Source organism: Streptomyces sp. LUP30 (genome assembly GCF_001746365.1).
Taxonomy (GTDB): domain Bacteria; phylum Actinomycetota; class Actinomycetes; order Streptomycetales; family Streptomycetaceae; genus Streptomyces.
Genome location: NZ_MJAJ01000018.1, coordinates 41,627 through 60,599, shown reverse-complemented (window position 1 = coordinate 60,599; position 18,973 = coordinate 41,627). Strand labels below are relative to the sequence as shown.

Here is an 18,973-nt window from a genome sequence, read left to right as displayed (position 1 = left end):
CGCCCCGACGCCCCGACGCCCCGACGAGAGGCAAGAACTCTGTGTCTGACAATGTCCATCGGCCCTTGATCGCGGTGACGGTCGGCCGGGACCTGCCCGAACGTCCGTCCGTCCTGAGACTGACGGAGAGCTACGTACGGGTGCTGACCGATGCGGGCGCCGTACCCCTCGTCGTCGTGCCCGGAATCGACGTCGCCGCCGTCCGGTACGTGATGGAACGCGTCGACGGCCTGCTGCTGCCCGGCGGAATCGGTGCGCCCGACCCTCACCCCGGCCGATTCGGGGAGGACCCGCGGCCCGAGACGGTCATCGACGCGGACCTCGACGCACTGGAGATCGCCGCCATTCACCGCGCGGTCCGCCTGGGAATGCCCGTACTCGGCATCTGCCGCGGCTGCCAGATCCTCAACGTCGCCCTGGGCGGCAGCCTGATCCAGCACCTGGAGCCGGGCGACGTCTCCCACCTGCCGGGCCTTCCTCTGGACGCGGAAGCGCATGAACTCCGGCTCGAAGACGGCTCCCGCCTCGCCGGACTGTCCGGAGCACGACTGCTCCGGGTCAACAGCCTGCACCATCAAGCCGTCGCCAGGCCCGCACCGGCCCTACGAGTGGTCGGCAGGGCCGAGGACGGCGTCGTGGAAGCCGTCGAGTCGGCCGACCCCGACCGGTGGATCATCGGCGTCCAGTACCACCCGGAGGAGCTGACCAGCCGACCTGCCCACCGCCGGCTCTTCGAGGATTTCATCTCGTGGTCTGCCCGCTACGCGGCTGATCGCGACCAGGAAAGGACCGTTTCCGCATGACGAACTCCCCAGCAGGCGAGCGACGCGAACGCATCCTGCGTGCGGCCGTGCGGGATCGTCTCGTCGACCCCGACAGCGCGGCCCTGGCCGCCTTCGTCGACCTCGACGGCGTCGCGGCGAGTGTCGCGGCGCTGCACAGGGCGTTTCCGGAGTCGGTGAACGTCCTGCACACCTTCGCGGCGAAGGCGAACTGTCTGGTGCCGGTGCTGGCGGAGTTGCGCAGCCTCGGCATGGGCTGCGAGGTGGCCAGTCCGGGAGAGCTCGCGCAGGCGCTGGCCGCCGGCTTCGCGCCGGAACAGATCGTCTACGACTCCCCCGCGAAGACCCGCTCCGACCTTCGCCAGGCCCTTGAACTGGGCGTCGCGGTCAACGCGGACAATTTCCAGGAACTCGCCCGCATCGACGAGATCCTCGCGGAGGCCCCCGCAGCCACCTCCGAGTCCGCCCCCGCCTCCCGGCTCGGCGTCCGCCTCAATCCCCAGGTCGGTGGCGGTGGAATCGCGGAGATGAGCACGGCCACCGCGACCTCGAAATTCGGCATCGCTCTGGAGGACGACGGCAATCGGCAGCGGCTCCTTGCCGCCTATCGTGACCGGCCGTGGCTGACCTGGGTCCACGCGCACGTCGGATCGCAGGGCTGCCCGCTCGAACTGATCGCCCAGGGCATCGCGAAGGCCGTGGCCTTCGCCGACGAGGTCAACTCGACCTGTGGCCGACGCCAGGTGATCGGCATCGACATCGGCGGCGGACTCCCCGTCAACTTCGCCGACGACGAGACGACCCCCGGCTTCGACGACTACGTCACCGCTCTGCGGACCCATGCCCCGGCCCTGTTCACCGGCGAATACCGGATCGTCACCGAGTTCGGACGATCCCTGCTGGCCAAGAACGGCTTCACCGCCGCCTGCGTGGAATACACCAAGGTCTCCGGTGGACGCCCGATCGCGATCACCCACGCCGGCGCCCAGGTCGCCACCCGGACCGTGTTCATGCCGACTGCCTGGCCCCTGCGCCTCACCGCACACGGCCCCGACGGGATCCTGAAGCGGGGCGAACCCGTGCCCCAGGACATCGCGGGCCCCTGCTGCTTCGCCGGCGACCTGCTCGCCGAGGCCCGCCCGCTGCCCCTGCTAGCCCCGGGCGACATCGTCGCTCTCCTGGACACCGGCGCGTACTACTCCTCCACCCCCTTCCACTACAACAGCCTGCCCGACCCCGCCGTCCACGGAGTACGCGTCGATCCCGACGGCCACGTCCGCTTCAGGCCCCTCCGACAGGCCGAGACCCTCGCCGACGTCCTCGCGCGAACCGGCCACTGACACCCGCCCGGAACGACAACCGGAACAACACCCGGAACAACGAGAAGGGCCGTTCGCTCCCGCGGAGCCCGCCACCACAGCGGGGAGAGCGGGTGTCCGGCGACGTCCCCGCCGACACCACCACCGCGGCGTAGGACGCGGGGCCCGCTCCGACGGTCAGGAGACCGGCTGCTGCGGGCGCAGTTCGAAGGAGATGTGGGGGGACAGCGCGCGGAGGAAGTCGGGCGCGTCGAACGCTTCCCCCGCGGAGGCGACCCCGATCGTGCGGGTGCGGCCGGTGAGGATGCGGTGGACCGCCTCCACCGCGAGGGGTGCGCTGACGGCGTAGATGTCCCGGCCGCTCGCCACGGCGTGCCGTTCGGTGCCACCGGAACGCACGACGGCGTCGACGAGGAAGGTCTGATCGGAGCGCCCGTTCTCGTCAGCCGGGGCCGGCGCCGGTGTGTCCGGGGCCGAGAGGTCTCTGGCCGCTTCGGTCGTCATGTGGGTGCGCACCTCGCGGATGGAGAGGTGGCTGGGGATCGTGACCACGTCGGCCATCGTGAACTCCCCGATGACCTCCCTGGTGCCCATCGGCTCGGGGAACGGCCACTTCAGGAGAGTCGGCTTGTCGTCGTGGTACTCCAACCGCCCGTCCGTGTAACGGACACGCCGGCCGCCTCGGCGCTCGCCGGAGACCGCACCCGCGGTGCGGGTCCCCGGGGTGGGGTGCCAACTGCTCAGCCCGTATGCGATGTCCGCTTCGTCGGCCGCCGTCCAGTCCCCCATCGCGGCGGTGGCCAGCAGATCGCCGAGGCCTCCGTAGAAGGCCATCGCGGGGACGATCACCACCCCTGCCGCGTGGGCACGGTCCGCGAAGTGTGTGAACGTGTCGAGGTTGGCCTCGATCTCGGCCGCCACATCGACGTACGGGAGGCCGGCGCGCAGTGCCGCCTCGATCACGGGAGCGGCGGTCATCGCGAAGGGCCCGGCGCAGTTGATCACCGCGTCGACACCGTCCAGGGCACGGTCGAGCGAGGCGGGGTCGTCGATCGACGCCGGACGGACCTCGAGTCCTGGGTCGGACGCCGCCAGCGCCCGCAGCTTGTCGGCGTCCCGTCCGGAGAGCACCGGGACGAACCCGGTCTCCCTCAGCTGTGCCACTACGAAGCGCCCGGTGTGTCCGTACGCGCCGAACACCGTCACCGTCTGTCCCGATCCCATGGCTTCTCCCCCGCGTTCGAATGATCCGCTTGATGTGTTCGACGTGCTTGATGTGCTTGATGTGCTCGATGTGCTTGATCCGCTGCGAACATCCTGGCGGGGCAGGCGCGTGACCGCGAGTGTCCGGAACGACGTACCCCGTACAGTTTCGGACATGGGTACTGTCGCACTGGCCGTCACCGAGGGCATGCTGCACTTCGAACTGTCCATGGCGTACGAGGTGTTCGGCGCCGCTCCGGCCGGCGTGGCCGTCCCCTGGTACGACGTCGAAGTCTGCGGGTCGGGCGCCGTGCAGTTCGGCCGGTTCGGGCTGGAGCCCGACCAGGGGCTCGACCGCCTCCGGCATGCCGACACCGTGATCGTCCCCGGCTGGGCGGACACCGACGAGGATCCGCCCGCCGATCTCGTCGGAGCGGTGCGTGCGGCCCATGAGGCGGGTGCGCGCGTGGCCTCCCTGTGCACGGGGGCGTTCGTGCTGGCCGCCGCGGGTCTGCTGGACGGCAGGCGCGCGACCACGCACTGGGCGCACACGGGGGCCCTGGCCGCCCGCTACCCGCGAGTGGAGGTCGATCCGGACGTGCTCTACGTGGACAACGGCAGTGTGCTCACGTCAGCCGGCAAGGCCGCCGCGATGGACCTGTGCCTGCACCTCGTCCGTCTCGACCACGGCTCGGCCGTCGCCAACGTCGTCGCCCGGCGCCTGGTCGTGCCGCCTCACCGAGCGGGCGGCCAGGCGCAGTTCGTCGCCGCCCCGGTGCCCACTCGGGACGACCACCCGCTCGCCGCGTTGTTCCCCTGGGCGATCGAACGTCTCGACCAGCCGCTGACCGTGGAGGACCTGGCACGCCAGGCTCGGATGAGCTCGCGCAATCTCGGCCGCCACTTCGGGGCGGTCACCGGCACCACCCCGCTGCAGTGGCTGCTGACACAACGGATCCGCCGCGCCCAGGAACTGCTGGAGACCACCGACGACGTCATCGACGCCGTCGCGGCAGCCACCGGCATGGGCACCGCCACGACGCTGCGTCGGCACTTCAACCGCACGGTCGGCGTGCCTCCGGACACCTACCGCCGGACCTTCCGCTCAAGGCCCCGCACCGATTCGGAAGACGGCCCGCAACGTCAACGCTGACGGTGCTCGACCGGTTCGACGACGGCACCCACCCGCCCCGGGCCGCCTGAGGTTCGACGCGCGCATCCGGCCCGGCTGCGGGGCTGCCGCGGTGGGGTCGCGGGCCGGTCCGGGCGGCCTCCGTCAGATGGGCTCGTCCTCCTGTTGCCAGGCCCGGGGCCAGTTGCCCGACGGCGGGGGCGGCCCCGCGATGTCCAGATCGCGTCGGGCCAGGGCGTAGAAGGCGTCGCGCGCTCGGCTCACCTGTCGCACGGCTCTGGTCCATCCCGTGTGATCGTCCTTCAGGCCGCGCGCGTACAGCTCGACGTTCCACACCGCCTCGTGCCACGCACGGGCCGCGCCGATCGTCTCGGCGTCTCCGATCAGGAGTACGGACTCCCACTCGGCCGCTCGCCGCACCTCGTTCTCCGCGAGCTGTGTCATGCCCGCTTCGGGGTCCAGCGGGTCCGCCGCGTACGGAAAGCCCCGTGCGGCGCCCATGCGCTGCGCGATGCTCAACTGCTGCTTGAGGACGTTGGCGTAGGACGCGTACGCGTCCAGCCGCTTCACGTCCCATCGCTCGGCCCGGCCTCGTCGCCACCGGTTCCGCTCCGCGATGTTCGTCGCCACGTATGAACTCGCCGCTCCGACCACCACGCCGAGCAGAGCCGGCACCTGCTCCCACAACGCCGATTCCCCCCTGATGCCTCACGGCTGACGCCGTCCGTGGGGACACAGGTTGTCAGGCGCCGTCGGAGGTTGTCAGGGGGTTCCGGTGCTTTCCTTCGCCGGCGCCTGTCGGGGCGTCAGCCGGTCCAGGTGGACCACCACCGTGCTGTGGAAGCGGTGCACCGCGTCGTCGACACTGCGGATGAAGCCGGACTCGGCGTTTCCGCGGCTGCTTCCCATGCTCTTGAACAGGGACAGGCGGAAGCCGGTGATGCGGGTGTCGTTCTGCTGGGGGAGCAGGTCCGCCGGCTCCGGGCGGAGTCGTTCCAGTGTCCCCCGCGGTCCGCCGGTCTCTCCTTCGACGAGGGTTTCGCGGCATGACGAGAGACGGTAGTGCCTGATGACGAGCCCGGGGGTGCGTCCGGGAACAACGCGCCGGCCACGGCAGCGCGGAAGTCGGCCGCGTATCTGACGATCCGTCGACATGCCGGCGTCTCGAAGGGGCACTCGGACAACCAAGTCGAAAGTAAGGAGCGCGTGACCCGTTCGGTCCGTGCAACCGACAACCGGGAGTATGCAATGACGAGTTACGGCAGCTCTTCCGCCGCGTCCTCCGGATCACGCACCAACGGCCTCGCGATCGCCAGCCTGTGCTGCGGCATCGTCGGACTGTTCCTCCTGAACATCGTCCTCGGTCCCTTGGCCATCGTCTTCGGCGCCGTGGCCCGGCGTCAGGCGTCCGTCAGGACCGGGGCCGGAATGGCGAGGGCGGGCATCGTCCTCGGCGTCGTCGACGTGGTGCTCTGGCTCGTGCTGCTCGCCGTCGCCGCCAGCAACGGCGGGTTCAGCTGGTACGTGGGCGGCTGACGCGCCTCAGGCCTTCAGCTACGACTTCGCCTTCGGCTACGGCTACGGCTACGGCTTCGCGGCCATGTGGGGCATGGGCGCGCAGGTCCGTGGGCGGATGAGTGCCTGGGCGTATGAGTGTGCGGCTGTACGGGTGCGTGGATGTACGGGTGGGTGGGTGTGCGGCGGTGGGTCCGGCCGGGAGTCGGGCCCACTGCCGTGTTCGTGCGGCGGAGGCGGGATCCTCAGCCCCTTGTGGTGGTGCTGTGGCGGATCTTCAGTTCGACGGGGACGAGGGTCAGGGCGGGGACGGGTGCCGCAGGGGGTTCGGCGGGCTGCGGCGGGGTGTCCATGCGGTCGAGCAGGATGCGCAGCGCGATGGTGCCGATGTCCGTGAAGTCCGTGCGGATCGTGGTCAGCGGGGGCAGGAAGTGCGCGGCTTCCGGGATGTCGTCGTAGCCGACGACGCTGACGTCCTCGGGGACCCGGCGTCCTGCCTCGTGGAGGGCGCGCAGCAGGCCGAGGGCCATCTGGTCGTTGGACACGAAGATCGCGGTGAGGGTCCGGTCCTTGGCCAGTCTGCGGCCCAGGTCGTATCCGGAGTCGGCGCTCCAGTCGCCGACGAGGGGGGCGTGGATCTCCGCTCCGGCCGCTCTGAGGGTGTCGCGCCAGCTCTCCGCCCTGCGGTCGGCCGACGTCCAGCCCGTCGGCCCCGCGAGGTGCCGGACCGTCGGATGGCCGAGGGAGAGGAGGTGCCGCGTCGCCTTGCGGGCGCCGGTGCGGGCGTCGGAGGTGACCATGGGGGTGCCGTCCCCGAGGTCGTTGTCCATGACGACCAGCGGGGTGTCCAGACGGGCCTCGGCGAGCGCGCGGGCCAACCTGAGCTGCGGGGCGATCGCGATCACGCCGTCCGCGCCCTCCGCCGACAGCCGGTCCGCGGCCCGCACCACCGTGTCCCGGTCCGCGGTGTCCAGGGCGATCGAGCTCACCAGGTAGCCCGCCTCCTGTGCCGCCGTGTTGATCGCGGTCAGGGTGGAGGCCGGACCGTAGCGGGACGCGTCGAAGGAGATCACGCCGAGCATGCGGGTGCGGCCGCTGGCCAGCGAGCGCGCGCTGCTGCTGGGGCGGTAGCCCAGCGTGCGCATGGCCGTCCGGACGGCCTCGCGGGTCTCGGCGCGGACGGCCGGGTGGTCGTTGAGCACCCGGGAGACCGTCTGCTTGGAGACCCCGGCCAGTTTCGCGACGTCGTCCATCACCGGGCGGGCGCCCGCGAAGTTGCGGCGGCTGCGCCCCTTGGTCGCCGGGCCGTCGGCGGCGCCTCGGGTCATGGTGGGTGCTTCCTTCGGCCGGGAGTGGCCGCGGGCGAGTCGGGTCTCGACCGCGGATCCGACGGGCCTGCCCTGCCCGCGGACCCACAGAATAGGCCGGTCGCGGGCGGGAGCGGGGGTGGAGGACGGAGGCGGACCGGGCGGGTGGGGGGCGGGAGGCGGTGGGACGGGTGGAGGACGGGCGGGGTGTGGGACGTCAGGGGCTGGACGGGCCCAGGTCGGGGGTGTCCGTGAGGTGGGCACGGAGGGTGGTCGTGCCGTGCAGTTCGAGGAGGACCAGGTCGTTGGCGCCGGGGCGCAGGACCGGAGCCGGGACGTAGAGGGTGCGCTGCGGGCCGCGGTTCCAGTAGCGGCCCAGGTGGAAGCCGTTGATCCAGGCCTCGCCCTTGGTCCAGCCGGGAAGGGAGAGGAACGTGTCGGCGGGGTTCCCCACCTCGAACGTGCCGTGATGGAAGGCCGGTTGGACGCAGGGCGGCGCGGTGGCGACCGGCACGGTGGCGGGTGTTGAGGGGGCGGGGGCGTCGTTCAGCGGCAGGGCATGGCAGTCCCAGCCCTGCAGAGGAGTGTCGTTGAAGGCGACCGGGCCCAGGAGGCCCTTGGGGACGCCGATGCGGGGGCCGTAGTTGACCCGGCCCATGTTCTCCACGAGCACCTCGAGAACGGCGTCGGGGCGCGGGACCTGCACGGGCAGCGTCTCGTCGTAGCGCTCGCGTTCCAGAACGCCCACGGGGGCGCCGTCCAGGAAGACCTGGGCGCGGTCTCCCACGCCGCCCGTGAAGTGCAGGAGGCCGGGGCCCTGGGCCGGAACCGTCGTTCGGTACAGGGTGTATCCGGCTCGCTGGTCCAGGTCGTCCGCGGTGAGGGGGTCCGTGGCGCGGACGGGACTTCCGGCGAGGGAGAAGACAGGGGTGCGGTGGGTCAACTCGACGGTGGTCCGCGGGAGTTTGGGGGACGGGGCGGGCGCCGGCTCGTCGGGGACCGGGGCGTGGCGGGCTATGACCTCGCGGAAGGCGTGGTACTTCGGGCCCGGGTCGCCGCTCTCGGTGAGCGGGGCGTCGTAGTCGTAGGACGTGACGGTGGGTGCGTAGGCGTGGTGGTGGTTGGCGCCGTTGGTGTGACCGAAGTTGGTGCCCCCGTGGAACATGTAGATGTTGACGGAGGCGCCCGCCGACAGGAGCCGGTCCAGGTCGGCGGCGGCGTCCTCGGTGTCCCTGCCGTGGTGGGGACCGCCCCAGTGGTCGAACCAGCCGATCCAGAACTCCGCGCACATGAGGGGGCCTTCGGGCTGAGCCTCGCGCAGCCGCCGCAGCGACGCCTCGACGCGGCTGCCGAAGGTGCCGGTGGCCAGGACGCCGGGGAGTGTGCCGTTCTCGAGGTGGTCGCCGTCGGTCTGGTCGCAGGTGAACAGGAGTTCCTCGACGCCGCGTGAACGGAAGGACTGCTCCAGATGCTTGAGATAGGCGGCATCGTCGCCGTAGGCCCCGTACTCGTTCTCCACCTGCACCGCGATGACCGGGCCGCCCGCCTGCGCCATGTGGGGCAGGAGCGGCGGGAGGAGGAGGTCGAGGTAGCGGTCGATGACGTCCGTGAAGCGGGGGTCGCTGCTGCGCAGGCGCATGTCGGGGTCGGTGGTGAGCCAGTGGGGCAGGCCGCCGCCGTCCCACTCGGCGCAGATGAAGGGGCCGGGGCGCAGCAGGACGTGCAGGCCCTCCGCCGCCGCCAGGCGGAGGAAGCGGGGCAGGTCGAGGAGCCCGTCCAGGACGAGGGTGCCGGGTTCGGGCTGGTGGAGGTTCCAGGGGATGTACGTCTCCACGGTGTTCAGGCCCATGAGGCGGGCCTTGCGGAGGCGGTCGGTCCATTGGTCGGGGTGGACTCGGAAATAGTGCAGAGCGCCGGAGATGATCCGGAAGGGGGCGCCGTGGAGGAGGAAGCCGTCGGAGGTGGTGGTGAGGGCGGGCATGGGGTCCCTTCGGTTCGGATGCGGGCGATGCGGTTCGGATGCGATGCGCTTCGGGTGCGGTGCGCTTCGGGTGCGGGGATGAGTGGATTGACGGATGGGCGGATGCCGGTGGGGGTGCGGGTGTGTCCCTCCCCCTGTCCTCGCTCTCAGGCGGACGTCCGGCGCGTCCGCGTCGCCCTGGTCAGCCAGAGGGCGGCCGCCAGACAGGCCGCCGAGACCGCGGCGAGGATGAGGGGGACGGCGCGGACGCCGGACCACTCGATCGTCCTGCCGAGCGCCGGCCCCGCCGCCACGCCGCCCAGCATGGACGCGGCGATGACGACCGCTCCGGCGCGGCGGGCTCTCGGGGCGGCCCGGTTGAGCCAGGGCAGGCCGGTGGGGAAGATCGGGGCGATGAAGAGGCCCACGCCCGCGTAGGCGTAGGGGGCGAGGTCGGGGACTCTCGCCAGGAGCAGACACGCGGTCATGCCGGCGCATGAGACCGTGATGATGGCCTGGGCGGAGAAGCGCAGGGCGATCGGGGCGACCAGGAAGCGGCCCACGGTCATCATCAGCCAGTAGACGCTGGTCGCGGTGGCGGCCGCGCCCGCGCCGTAGCCGACGGTCTCCAGGTGGGTGGGTTCCCAGCCGCCGACCCCCGCTTCGATGCCCACGTGCAGGACGTAGAGGGTGACGAAGACGGCGAGGACGGACCGCAGGGCGGCATCGGCGGCCGTGCGCCCGCCGGCGTCGGCCTCGGTACTGGCACCGGTACGGGCCACGAGCCCGGTGTCGGTATCGCTGCCGTTGCCATTGCCATTGCCATTGCCGTTGCCGTTGCCGTTGCCGGTCCGGTCGGTGGGGTGCGGGGCGTGGTCTCTCACGCCCCGCAGGCAGAGCAGCAGCGGAAGGTTGGCGAGCGCGAAGGCCAGGAAGAGGGCCGGGTAGTGCTCGGATCCGACGACGCCGACCAGGGCCGGTCCGAGGATCGCGCCGATGCCGAAGTGGGCGTTGAGGATGTTGAGCATCGCCGTGGAGCGGTGGCCGAATCCGATGGAGAAGAGCTGGTTGAGGCCGTAGTCGATACCGCCGAAGCCGAGCCCCGCGACGAACGCCGCGGCGAGGGCGACGGGCCAGCTGGACGCGAGTGCGAAGCCTGACGCTCCGGCCGCCATCAGGAGGTACGAGGCGCCGAGGATCCGGCGGTTGCCCGTGCGCGCGTAGCGGCGGTCGAAGAGGAGCACGCCGGCGACCCCGCCGACGAAGTGGGCGCTCAGGCCGAGTCCCGCCGCGGAGGGCGAGAGACCGAACTCGGCGCGGAGGGACGGGATCGAGGGGCCGTAGAGGGCTTGCAGGGCGCCTATGAGGACGAAGCCCGCACAGGAGGCGGCCGCCGCGGGCGCGGTGAAGACGGGGGCGGACGGGGCGAGCGGATGGGCGTGGGGGGCCGGGGTGCGCTGTGCCGTGGGGTGGTCGGTCACGCGGACTCCAGTGGCGGACGGCCCACTGCGGTGTGGGATGCGGTTGATGCTCCGGCGAGCATCGATGTTACCGGTAACATTCGACGCGTCAAGACGGTCGCCTAAGCAGCGGGGGGTGGCGGACCGGGCACGGCTTGGTTGCGACAAGGGCTCTTCGCTGTAGGGGGGTTGGGGGACGCGGCAGCATGCGGGGCATGAGCCGAGAGCGAGATCGAGAGCGAGAGCGGGGGCACGAGCGGAAGCGGGGTCGCGAGGGGGAGCGGGGTCGCGATCGCGATCGGTACGTCGACTTTCTGCGGGCCTGGGCCATTCTGCTGGTGGTGCTCGGGCACTGGCTGATCACCGGGCTGGTCCGGCGTCCGGACGGGGAGATCGACGCGCCGGAGCTGCTGGCGACCGTGCCCTGGACACAGTGGCTCACCCTGGGCTTCCAGATCATGCCGTTGTTCTTCCTCGCCGGCGGACATGCCGCCGGCGGCTCCTGGGTGCGGGCCCGGTCCGCCGGCGGGACCGTCGCCGGGTGGGTGGGGCAGCGGGCCGTGCGTCTGCTGCTGCCCGCCGCGGCGTACAGCGGCCTGGTGCTGCTCGCCGTCGGGGTGTGCGCCGGGCTCGGGGTGGACCCCGCCACGCTGGCGCTGGTGGGGTGGGCGATGGCCATGCAGTTCTGGTTCCTGCCGGTGTATCTGCTGCTCAGCGCCCTGACGCCGGGGCTGTACGCCCTCCATGAACGGTGGGGGGTGCGCGTTCCCGTGGGCATGGGCGTCGTCGGGCTCGGCATCGGCGCGTCGGTCGCGGCCGCCGGCTCGCCTCGTCCCGGGATCGTCGAAGCCGTAGGCGCGCTGAACTACCTCCTCGTGTGGGGAGTCGTCTACCAGCTCGGCTTCTGCTGGCGCGACGGGTCGCTGGGCGGCGGCGGACGGCCGGCCGCGCCGATCGCGCTCGCGGTGGGCGGCGGGGCCGCGTTCGTCGCGCTGGTCGGGCCCGGCCCGTTTCCCGTCAGTCTGATCCTGGTGACCGGGCAGGAGCTGAGCAACGCCGACCCGCCGTCGCCCGCCATGCTGGCCTGGGCCGTGGCGCAGGTCGGGGTGGCCCTCCTCGTCGCACCGGTCGTGCGGCGGGCGCTGGAACGGGCCCGGGTGGAAAGGGCCGTGCGAGTGCTGGGGGCCGGCAGCATGGCGCTCTACCTGTGGCACATGGCGCCGGTGCTGATCGTCGCCGCCGCGTTCTACCTGACCGGCCTGGCTCCCGAACCCGGCTATGGCTCCATGGCCTGGTGGGCGCTTCGGTTGCCGTGGCTCCTGGTGCTGGGCGGCGTCCTGACGGGCGTGGTGCGGGCGCTGCGGCCGCTGGAGCGGGGAATGGCCGTGGCGGAGGTGCGGGTGCGGCCCGACGCGGGGCTTCGGGGAACGGCGTCCTGGCCGATGTGGGGCGGGCTCGGGATGAGCGTCTGCGCGCTGACGTACTTCGCGGGACACGGGTTCGCGCACGGGGGCACGTTTCCCGTGTGGCCCGCGGTGGGGCTGGGGGTGGGCACGGTCCTGGTGGGCCTGACCCGGGGGGCCGACGTCTCCTCCGACCCCGCCCGTCGCCGGGAGGCCGGCGGGGCCGTCGGCCCCGGTGAGGTCGGCGGGAAGCAGGCCGGGGGCGGGTCCACGAGCGTGGGCGACACGGAGAGTCCGGGAACTCCGGACAGCCCGGGGAGCGCGGACAGCCCGGGGACCGCGGGGGATTCAACGGGCGCGGGAAACGCGGGGAGCGCGGCCGAGGACGGTCCGTTGCCGCCGGCCGTTCGCGCGTGAGGGCGGGAGCGCGGGGAGCAGGGGGCGCCCCGGGAGGCGCGGTCGGTCCGGGGACGTGACGTGACCGGCGACCCGCATCCGGTGCCCGGCACCGGGTGCCGCCCCACCTCCGGCCGGCCACCCGACGCCCGCCACCGGGCACCGGTCTCCGGCCACCCGACGCCCGACGCCCGCCACCGGGCACCGGTCCCCGGGCACCGCCACCCGCCATGGCCTCCTGCTCCGGAGACCGGGCGACCGGGGCCAGGGACCCGGGGACTCGGGGACTCGGCGGCCCGGGGACGGCGACCCGGCGGTCAGGGCGGTCAGGCTGTTCGTTTGCGGGCTGCGGTCTTCTTTGCCGGGGTCTTCTTCGCCGTCGCCGTCGTCTTCTTCGCGGCGGTCTTCTTCGTCGTGCTCTTGGCGCTCGACGCGCTCTTCGCCGCGGCCGTGTTCTTCGAGGCCGTCGACTTCTTGGCCGCCTGGGTCGACTTCCGCGGGGCCGGCGTCGCCTTCTTCGCCGTCGAAGTCGATTTCTTGCCGCCGGTCTGCTTGGGTGCGCTGCGGGCGGACCTGCGCTGGTGCAGGCGGCTCACCTTCGCCTCCCCCGACGCAGGCTCCGCGTCCGCGTCCGAGTCCGAGTCCGCCGCGGGCTCGGGTTGTTCACCCCTGGATTCCTTCGCCGCCCGCACGCTCTTCTCCAGGGCGGCCATCAGGTCCAGCACCTTGCCGCTGGACGGCGCGCTCGGGGCCTCCCGAGGCGTCTCACCGGCCGCCTTCGCCGCCACGACCTCCTCGACGGCCTCGCGGTACTCGTCGTGCAGGTCGTCCAGGTCGACCTCGCCGAGGGTGTCCATCAGGGCGTCCGCGAGGTCGAGCTCCTTGTCGCGGACGGTGACGGAGGTGTCCGGGGCGACGCCCTCCGGCGCGCGGACCTCGTCGGGCCAGAGCAGGCCGTGCATGGCGATCGCGTCGCCGACGACGCGGAGCATGCCGAGGCGTTCACGGCCGCGAAGGGCGTACTTGGCGATGGCCACCTTGTTGCTGCGCTTCAGGGCCTCCCTGAGCAGGGTGTACGGCTTCGCCGCCGGGGCGCCGCCCGCCTGGAGGTAGTAGGCGGCGTCCATCTGGAGCGGGTCGATCCGGTCGGCCGGGACGAAGGCCACGATCTCGATCGTCTTCGCGGTCGGGAGCGGCAGATGGGACAGGTCCTCGTCGGTGATCGGGATGATCGTGCCGTCGGCGTCCTCGTACCCCTTCCCGATCTCGGCCGAGCTCACCTCGCGCTCCTCCAGCTCGCAGACCTTGCGGTAGCGGATGCGGCCGCCGTCCTCGGTGTGGATCTGGCGGAACGAGATCGAGTGGCTCTCGGTGGCGTTCACCAGCTTGATCGGGATGCTGACGAGGCCGAACGAGATGGCGCCGTTCCAGATGGATCGCACGTGCAGCACCCTCCCGAGTGAGCGTTATGCACCGGTTTCGTGTGATTCTCATCGTATGACGCCGATCACCGAGGTGGAGGGGCGGCGGCTCGCGCTCAGCAATCTGGAGAAGGTGCTGTATCCGGCGACCGGGTTCACCAAGGGCGAGGTGCTGCACTACTACGCGACCGTCGCCGATGCCCTGCTGCCCCATCTGCGCGACCGGCCGCTGTCCTTCCTGCGCTATCCGGACGGCCCCGACGGGCAGGTCTTCTTCGCCAAGAACGTGCCGCCCGGGACGCCCGAGTGGGTCACCACCGCCGAGGTGCCGCGCTCGGAGGGGCCGGCGCGGATGGTCGTCGTGCAGGACCTGGCGAGCCTGGTCTGGGCGGCGAACCTCGTCACCGAGTTCCATACGCCCCAGTGGGTGATCCAGCGGCCGGAGCTCGCCGACCGGCTCGTCTTCGACCTCGACCCCGGCGCGCCCGCGACCGTCGTCGAGTGCTGCGAGGTCGCGCTGTGGCTGCGGGAGCGGCTGGCGGCGGACGGCATCGAGGCGTACCCGAAGACGTCAGGGTCGAAGGGGCTGCATCTGCTGGCGGCGGTGCGGGGGGCGTCGTCCGAACGGGTCACGCAGTACGCCAAACAGCTGGCCGTGGAGGCGGAACGGGCCGCTCCGCGGCTGGTGCTGCACCGGATGACGCGGAGCCTGCGGCCGGGGAAGGTGTTCGTCGACTGGAGTCAGAACGCGGCGCGCAAGACGACGGCCGCGCCGTACACGTTGCGGGCCCGGGCCGAGCCGACCGTGTCGGCGCCGGTGACCTGGGAGGAGATCGAGGAGTGCCGGTCGGCCGGGACGCTCGCCTTCATGGCGTCCGACGTCGCACCGCGGTTGCAGGACTTCGGCGACCTGATGGCGCCGCTGACCGACGCGGGGCGGGCTGGGACGGTCCCGGAGGCCGGGGCGACCGCATGAAACCCGGGCCCCGCCTGATGGCACCCGGGCGCCGCCTCATGACACCCCGGGGCGGCCTGATGGCACCCGGGCTCCGCCTCATGACACCAGGGCGCCGCCTCATGACACAGCAGCCCCGTCTCACGACGCCCCGGCGCTGTCTGATGGCATGCGGGGGGCGCCGTTGCGCGGGCGGACCCTGCTCACACCCTGGCCCAGGTCCCCCGGTCTCTCGCCATCGCGTGCAGGGCCTCCACGTCCGCCGGTTTCAGCACGCCGCCCAGACGGGCCAGGTCGGGGAGGTCGGCGTCGGTGAGGATGCGGGTCGCTCGCGGGGGCGTCGTGACGGCGACGTCCGTGGGGCCGACGAGGGCCAGCACGGGGTGGACCTCGGCCGTCAGGGCGTAGGAGGCGCGGTCGGCGTCGGCGCGTACCCGGCGCAGCAGGGGCTCGGGGGTGCGGCGGCCCAGGGCGACGAGCGGGTCGGCTATCCGGACCCGGTGCCTGCGGGCGTAGACGGCGTGGATCGCGAACAGGCCGGCCGGGCCGATGGCCAGATGGTGGACGCGGTCGCCGCCGGGCAGCCCGACGGAGTGCAGCGTGTGCCAGCCGGCGCCGTCGAGGCGGTCCAGGGCCTCGCCGACCGTCTGCTCGGCCGCCAGGGCGTGGCGGCGCGGGTCGGTCCGGAGCCGGTGCGCGGGGGGCGGGTCGCGGTCCAGGTCGATCACCAGGGCCTCGCCGGGGCGGTTGGGGGCCAGGTCGTCGTCCGGGTGGAGGGAGAGACGGGCCAGCTCCGCCGGGGTGGGCACCGGGGGCGGGCCCACGGTGACGGGGCCCGTGACGAAGGGGCCGAGGGCTTCCAGGACGTCCTCTCTGCGGTCGTCCCCGATGAGGTTGATCCTGGCCGCCTCACGGTCGTACCAGGCGATGTTGCTGCCGTCCTCGATGCAGACGTAGAGCCGCTCCTGGCCATGTCGCCGGGTCGGTATGACGCGCAGTCCGTTCATGCACCATCACCCCTTCGACCATGGGAACAGGAGGGGCGCTCCGAGGGCAAGAAGGCGGTTACCCCCGGCGCGAGTTGGGCAGGCACTGGGCAGCGCGTTTGGGGAGGCGCCGTTGCGGACCCGCAGAAAGCAACCCGACGTACCTGTTCCGGATCTTCCGTGGAACGAGATCGTGCCCGGTCTGTGGATGGGCGGCCACGAGTTCCGGGGGCCCGGCGGAGAGCGGCGGCTCGCCGTGGCGCGCGGCGAGTTCGATCTCGTCCAGACGCTGACCCGGGCCCGGCAGGGGCACGGACCCGATCCCGGTGTGCGCCACCAGGTGTGGCCGATCCCGGACGGGCCGCTGGACGGGACCCAGCTCGCCGGGGTGATCCGGCTGGCGCAGGCCGCGGAAGAAGCGCTGGACCAGGGTCTCACGGTGCTCGTCCGCTGCTACAGCGGCTACAACCGCTCCGGCCTGGTCGTCGCCCACACATTGATGGGCCGGGGGCATTCGGCCGACGGGGCCATCCGGCAGATACGGTCACGGCGCTCACCCTGGGCCCTGCACAACGAGCTGTTCGTGGAGTATCTGCGGGCCGGGTTGTCCACGGCCAGGCTTCTGGAGGAGCTGGCCGAATAGCCGAGTAATCGTTTCGCCCGTGGTCAGCGCCACAGCACTGCGCCTCGGCGCGGCAGTACGCTGCCTCAGCGCCGCCGGCCCACCGGTACGCAAAACGGACTTCCCTATGAATAAGGTGTACGGGGCCTGGCATCGTCGTCACCCGAGAGGAGCCACAGGAGTCCCGTGTTCCGCACCCGTCCCGGTCTCCCGGGCCGTCCCGGTCGCTTCGGCCGTCCCGGTTCTCCCGGCCGTCCCGGTCTCTTCAGCCGCCCGGTGCTCGCCGCCGCCGTCGCGGTCCTGCTGGCCTCGGCCGCCGTGGGCTGCGGTGACGCGGGTGAACTGCAGGGGGCGGGCTCGACGCCGACGGCGGTCAGCCCGGACAAGCTCTGGCCGGATCTGAGCCCGGCCTCCAGCCCCGCGTTCGACATCGGCGAGGTGGACACCGAGGTGGTCAAGGGCATCACGGTGCCCGGCGGCGACATCCGCAAGGTCGACCCCGTCGCGGTGGTGCGCAGGGAGATCGCCGAGCACCCGGGCGACTACGGCCAGGGGTCCTACGGCGAGACGGCCCGGCGCATGGCCGACTGCGGCAAGAGCGGCGCCCAGGGCAGCAGATGCCCCGTGCTCAGGGCGTACTACCGCGACCTCACCGGCGACGGCCGCGCCGACCTGACGCTCGGCTTCCGGCAGCTGCCGGGCAACCTGACGGCCGTCCGCGTCTACACCGTGCGCAAGAACAGGCTCGTGCAGGTCATGGCCTACGAGGACGCCGTGAGCGGGGTCGAGCTGGCCGGACGGTCCGTGATCATCCGCGCCCCCTCGGAGGTCGCCGGCTACGAGTACCGGCTGCAGTGGACCTGGGACCCGCAGCAGCAGGCGATGCTGCTCACCCATGACGAGATGCTCCGCATCGGCGGCCGCAAGCACTCCCCCCGTCCCTCCGCCTCCGGCGCCTCCTCGGCGTCCCCGTCCCGCCCGCAGGCCGCGTCATCGGCCTCCGCGTCTGCTTCCGCGCCTGCGTCTACGTCTGCGTCGTCGCGGGTGTCCTCGTCCGCGAGCGGCCGATGAGGCCGGCGCTGCCCTCCTGGGCCGGCACGCTCGCCGTGAAGGCCGCCGCCTTCATCACGGTGATGTGCTGTGCGCTGGCCGCCCTGCTCGGCATCCTGGTGCACGTCTCGGTGACGAACCAGACCGTCGGCCAGGCCCGCAACCTCGCGCTGGCCCGGCTCAAGGACGCGACCACGGCGTTCGAGGCCGGTGACTCGCTCGGCCGGGGAGCGGCCCTCGATCCGCCCGACCTGCCCGCGTCGCTGCGGGCGCTGGCGGTGGCGGGGAAGCGCGGCACGATGGTCGCCGACCGCCGGGGCCGCCCCACGATGTGGGCGGCGGGCCCCGCCGCCGGCGGGCGGGCCCTCGCGGTCGCGATCGACTACTCCCAGAGCGCCCACACCATCGAGGCGCTCGACACCGCGATCCTGTGGTCGTCGGCGCTCGCGATCGGCGCGACGCTGCTCGTCGGCGCCGTCGCCGTGACCCGGGTGACCCGGCGACTGCACACCACCGCGCAGGTGGCCCGCCGGATCACCGCCGGCGACCTGGACGCGCGGGTGGACGACCGGCGCGCTAAGGATCCGGGCCGGCCGCAGGACGAGGTCGGCGCGGTCGCCGTCGCGCTGGACTCGATGGCCTCCTCGCTGCAGGGCAAGCTGCTCAGCGAGCAGCGCTTCACCGCCGACGTGGCGCACGAGCTGCGCACTCCCCTGACCGGGCTGCACGCGGCGGCCGAGTTGCTGCCGCCCGGTCGGCCGACGGAACTGGTGCGCGACCGGGTGACGGCGCTGCGCACGCTCACCGAGGATCTGCTCGAGATCTCCCGGCTGGACACCGGGCGCGAGCGGCTGGAACTGGACGCCGAGGACCTGGGCGCGCTGGCGGTGCGGGTGGTCCGGGCGGCGGAGGCCTCGGACTTCTTCGAGACTCCGGCGGCCTCCGGGACCACGGCGGCCTCCTCCGCTTCGACGACCGCCGGCGCTTCGACTACCGGCGGCGCTTCGACTACCGGCGGCGCATCGGCCGCCGACGGAGCTTCGGCGACCGGCGATCAGGTCCTGGTCGTCATCGTCCGGAACGCGCACGTGGAGACCGACCGGCGGCGGCTGGAGCGGGTGCTCGGCAATCTGCTGGCCAACGCGCACCGGCACGGGCGCGCCCCGGTGAGGCTGACGGTGGACGGGCCCGTCGTCACCGTGCGGGATCACGGCGACGGGTATCCGGACTACCTCGTCACGCACGGGCCGCAGCGGTTCCGCACCGAGGGCGGGGCCAAGGGGCACGGGCTCGGGCTGACCATCGCGGTCGGGCAGGCCGAGGTGCTGGGCGCGCGGCTGGTGTTCACGAACGCGCCGGACGGCGGCGCGGTGGCGACGCTGACGCTGCCTCAGACGCCTCCCACCCCGGCGCGCCTCCCCGATGGCGCAGCGTGACGGGCGGCACGCGCAAACCGCTCCTA

General features: G+C 72.5%; 16 protein-coding genes and 1 pseudogene. 9 read left to right on the top strand and 8 right to left on the bottom strand.

Annotated features, from left to right (window positions below; all coding sequences use genetic code 11):
* Positions 1-41 precede the first annotated feature (41 nt).
* Both BG482_RS17120 and BG482_RS17115 read left to right on the top strand, forming a co-directional pair.
* The gene (locus tag BG482_RS17120) at positions 42-803 is read left to right on the top strand and encodes a gamma-glutamyl-gamma-aminobutyrate hydrolase family protein (RefSeq protein ID WP_069769908.1); all 762 of its coding nucleotides are present in this window, start codon (positions 42-44) and stop codon (positions 801-803) included.
* Complete coding sequence (locus BG482_RS17115) at positions 800-2,122, top strand: hypothetical protein (protein WP_069769907.1); 1,323 nt, start codon at positions 800-802, stop codon at positions 2,120-2,122. Before BG482_RS17120 ends, BG482_RS17115 begins: the two co-directional genes overlap by 4 nt.
* 156 nt (positions 2,123-2,278) lie before the next feature.
* On the opposite strand, the gene BG482_RS17110 is transcribed toward BG482_RS17115, so the two are convergent.
* Entirely contained in the window at positions 2,279-3,325 is a 1,047-nt protein-coding gene (locus BG482_RS17110; RefSeq protein ID WP_069769906.1) for a trans-acting enoyl reductase family protein, read from the bottom strand.
* Positions 3,326-3,479: 154 nt separating this feature from the next.
* Between BG482_RS17110 and BG482_RS17105 the strand changes: the two genes are divergently transcribed.
* Positions 3,480-4,457, top strand: coding sequence for a helix-turn-helix domain-containing protein (locus BG482_RS17105; protein WP_069769905.1), 978 nt, complete (start codon positions 3,480-3,482; stop codon positions 4,455-4,457).
* Positions 4,458-4,580: 123 nt separating this feature from the next.
* Here BG482_RS17105 and BG482_RS17100 read toward each other — a convergent pair whose 3' ends face one another.
* Together BG482_RS17100 and BG482_RS17095 are read right to left on the bottom strand one after the other, a co-directional pair.
* Complete coding sequence (locus tag BG482_RS17100; protein WP_069769904.1) at positions 4,581-5,123, bottom strand: hypothetical protein; 543 nt, start codon at positions 5,121-5,123, stop codon at positions 4,581-4,583.
* A gap of 75 nt (positions 5,124-5,198) precedes the next feature.
* A pseudogene (locus BG482_RS17095) lies at positions 5,199-5,477 on the bottom strand (TerD family protein); the annotation flags it as partial.
* 207 nt (positions 5,478-5,684) lie between these two features.
* Between BG482_RS17095 and BG482_RS17090 the strand changes: the two are divergent.
* Positions 5,685-5,972 carry a DUF4190 domain-containing protein gene (locus tag BG482_RS17090; protein WP_069769902.1) on the top strand — a complete coding sequence of 96 codons (288 nt, stop codon included), beginning with the start codon at positions 5,685-5,687 and terminating at the stop codon, positions 5,970-5,972.
* Positions 5,973-6,196: 224 nt separating this feature from the next.
* Here the strand turns inward: BG482_RS17090 and BG482_RS17085 are convergent, their stop codons facing one another.
* The 3 genes from BG482_RS17085 to BG482_RS17075 form a co-directional block, all read right to left on the bottom strand.
* Positions 6,197-7,279, bottom strand: a complete 1,083-nt coding sequence (locus BG482_RS17085) for a LacI family DNA-binding transcriptional regulator (RefSeq protein ID WP_069769901.1) — start codon at positions 7,277-7,279, stop codon at positions 6,197-6,199.
* A 196-nt stretch (positions 7,280-7,475) separates the two neighbouring features.
* Entirely contained in the window at positions 7,476-9,239 is a 1,764-nt protein-coding gene (locus tag BG482_RS17080) for a beta-galactosidase (RefSeq protein WP_069769900.1), read from the bottom strand.
* Positions 9,240-9,385: 146 nt separating this feature from the next.
* Positions 9,386-10,699 carry a sugar MFS transporter gene (locus BG482_RS17075; RefSeq protein ID WP_079141859.1) on the bottom strand — a complete coding sequence of 438 codons (1,314 nt, stop codon included), beginning with the start codon at positions 10,697-10,699 and terminating at the stop codon, positions 9,386-9,388.
* Positions 10,700-11,019: 320 nt separating this feature from the next.
* Between BG482_RS17075 and BG482_RS17070 the strand changes: the two genes are divergently transcribed.
* A complete protein-coding gene (locus tag BG482_RS17070; RefSeq protein ID WP_370745806.1) occupies positions 11,020-12,498 on the top strand; it encodes an acyltransferase in 1,479 nt (492 codons plus the stop codon).
* Positions 12,499-12,803: 305 nt separating this feature from the next.
* Here the strand turns inward: BG482_RS17070 and BG482_RS17065 are convergent, their stop codons facing one another.
* On the bottom strand, positions 12,804-13,928 hold the full coding sequence (locus BG482_RS17065) for a Ku protein (RefSeq protein WP_069769899.1): 1,125 nt from the start codon (positions 13,926-13,928) through the stop codon (positions 12,804-12,806).
* Positions 13,929-13,974: 46 nt separating this feature from the next.
* Between BG482_RS17065 and ligD the strand changes: the two genes are divergently transcribed.
* Positions 13,975-14,874: a non-homologous end-joining DNA ligase gene (gene ligD / locus BG482_RS17060; protein ID WP_069769898.1), complete on the top strand. Its 900-nt coding sequence runs from the start codon at positions 13,975-13,977 to the stop codon at positions 14,872-14,874.
* Positions 14,875-15,056: 182 nt separating this feature from the next.
* Here the strand turns inward: ligD and BG482_RS17055 are convergent, their stop codons facing one another.
* Positions 15,057-15,860, bottom strand: coding sequence for a nuclease-related domain-containing protein (locus BG482_RS17055; RefSeq protein WP_069769897.1), 804 nt, complete (start codon positions 15,858-15,860; stop codon positions 15,057-15,059).
* Positions 15,861-15,972: 112 nt separating this feature from the next.
* Here BG482_RS17055 and BG482_RS17050 point away from each other — a divergent pair, with 112 nt between their 5' ends.
* The 3 genes from BG482_RS17050 to BG482_RS17040 all read left to right on the top strand — a co-directional run bounded on the left by BG482_RS17050 (position 15,973) and on the right by BG482_RS17040 (position 18,947).
* On the top strand, positions 15,973-16,482 hold the full coding sequence (locus tag BG482_RS17050) for a dual specificity protein phosphatase family protein (protein ID WP_069769896.1): 510 nt from the start codon (positions 15,973-15,975) through the stop codon (positions 16,480-16,482).
* Positions 16,483-16,737: 255 nt separating this feature from the next.
* Positions 16,738-17,532 (top strand): hypothetical protein, encoded by a 795-nt coding sequence (locus BG482_RS17045; protein WP_069770003.1) that lies wholly within the window; start codon positions 16,738-16,740, stop codon positions 17,530-17,532.
* On the top strand, positions 17,529-18,947 hold the full coding sequence (locus tag BG482_RS17040) for an ATP-binding protein (protein ID WP_069769895.1): 1,419 nt from the start codon (positions 17,529-17,531) through the stop codon (positions 18,945-18,947). Before BG482_RS17045 ends, BG482_RS17040 begins: the two co-directional genes overlap by 4 nt.
* Positions 18,948-18,973 lie beyond the last annotated feature (26 nt).

Coding starts and splice junctions, on each gene's coding strand:
- BG482_RS17115 (WP_069769907.1), top strand. CDS start 800: ATGACGAACTCCCCAGCAGGCGAGCGACGCGAACGCATCCTGCGTGCG.
- BG482_RS17110 (WP_069769906.1), bottom strand. CDS start 3,325: ATGGGATCGGGACAGACGGTGACGGTGTTCGGCGCGTACGGACACACC.
- BG482_RS17105 (WP_069769905.1), top strand. CDS start 3,480: ATGGGTACTGTCGCACTGGCCGTCACCGAGGGCATGCTGCACTTCGAA.
- BG482_RS17090 (WP_069769902.1), top strand. CDS start 5,685: ATGACGAGTTACGGCAGCTCTTCCGCCGCGTCCTCCGGATCACGCACC.
- BG482_RS17085 (WP_069769901.1), bottom strand. CDS start 7,279: ATGACCCGAGGCGCCGCCGACGGCCCGGCGACCAAGGGGCGCAGCCGC.
- BG482_RS17080 (WP_069769900.1), bottom strand. CDS start 9,239: ATGCCCGCCCTCACCACCACCTCCGACGGCTTCCTCCTCCACGGCGCC.
- ligD (WP_069769898.1), top strand. CDS start 13,975: ATGACGCCGATCACCGAGGTGGAGGGGCGGCGGCTCGCGCTCAGCAAT.
- BG482_RS17055 (WP_069769897.1), bottom strand. CDS start 15,860: ATGAACGGACTGCGCGTCATACCGACCCGGCGACATGGCCAGGAGCGG.
- BG482_RS17040 (WP_069769895.1), top strand. CDS start 17,529: ATGAGGCCGGCGCTGCCCTCCTGGGCCGGCACGCTCGCCGTGAAGGCC.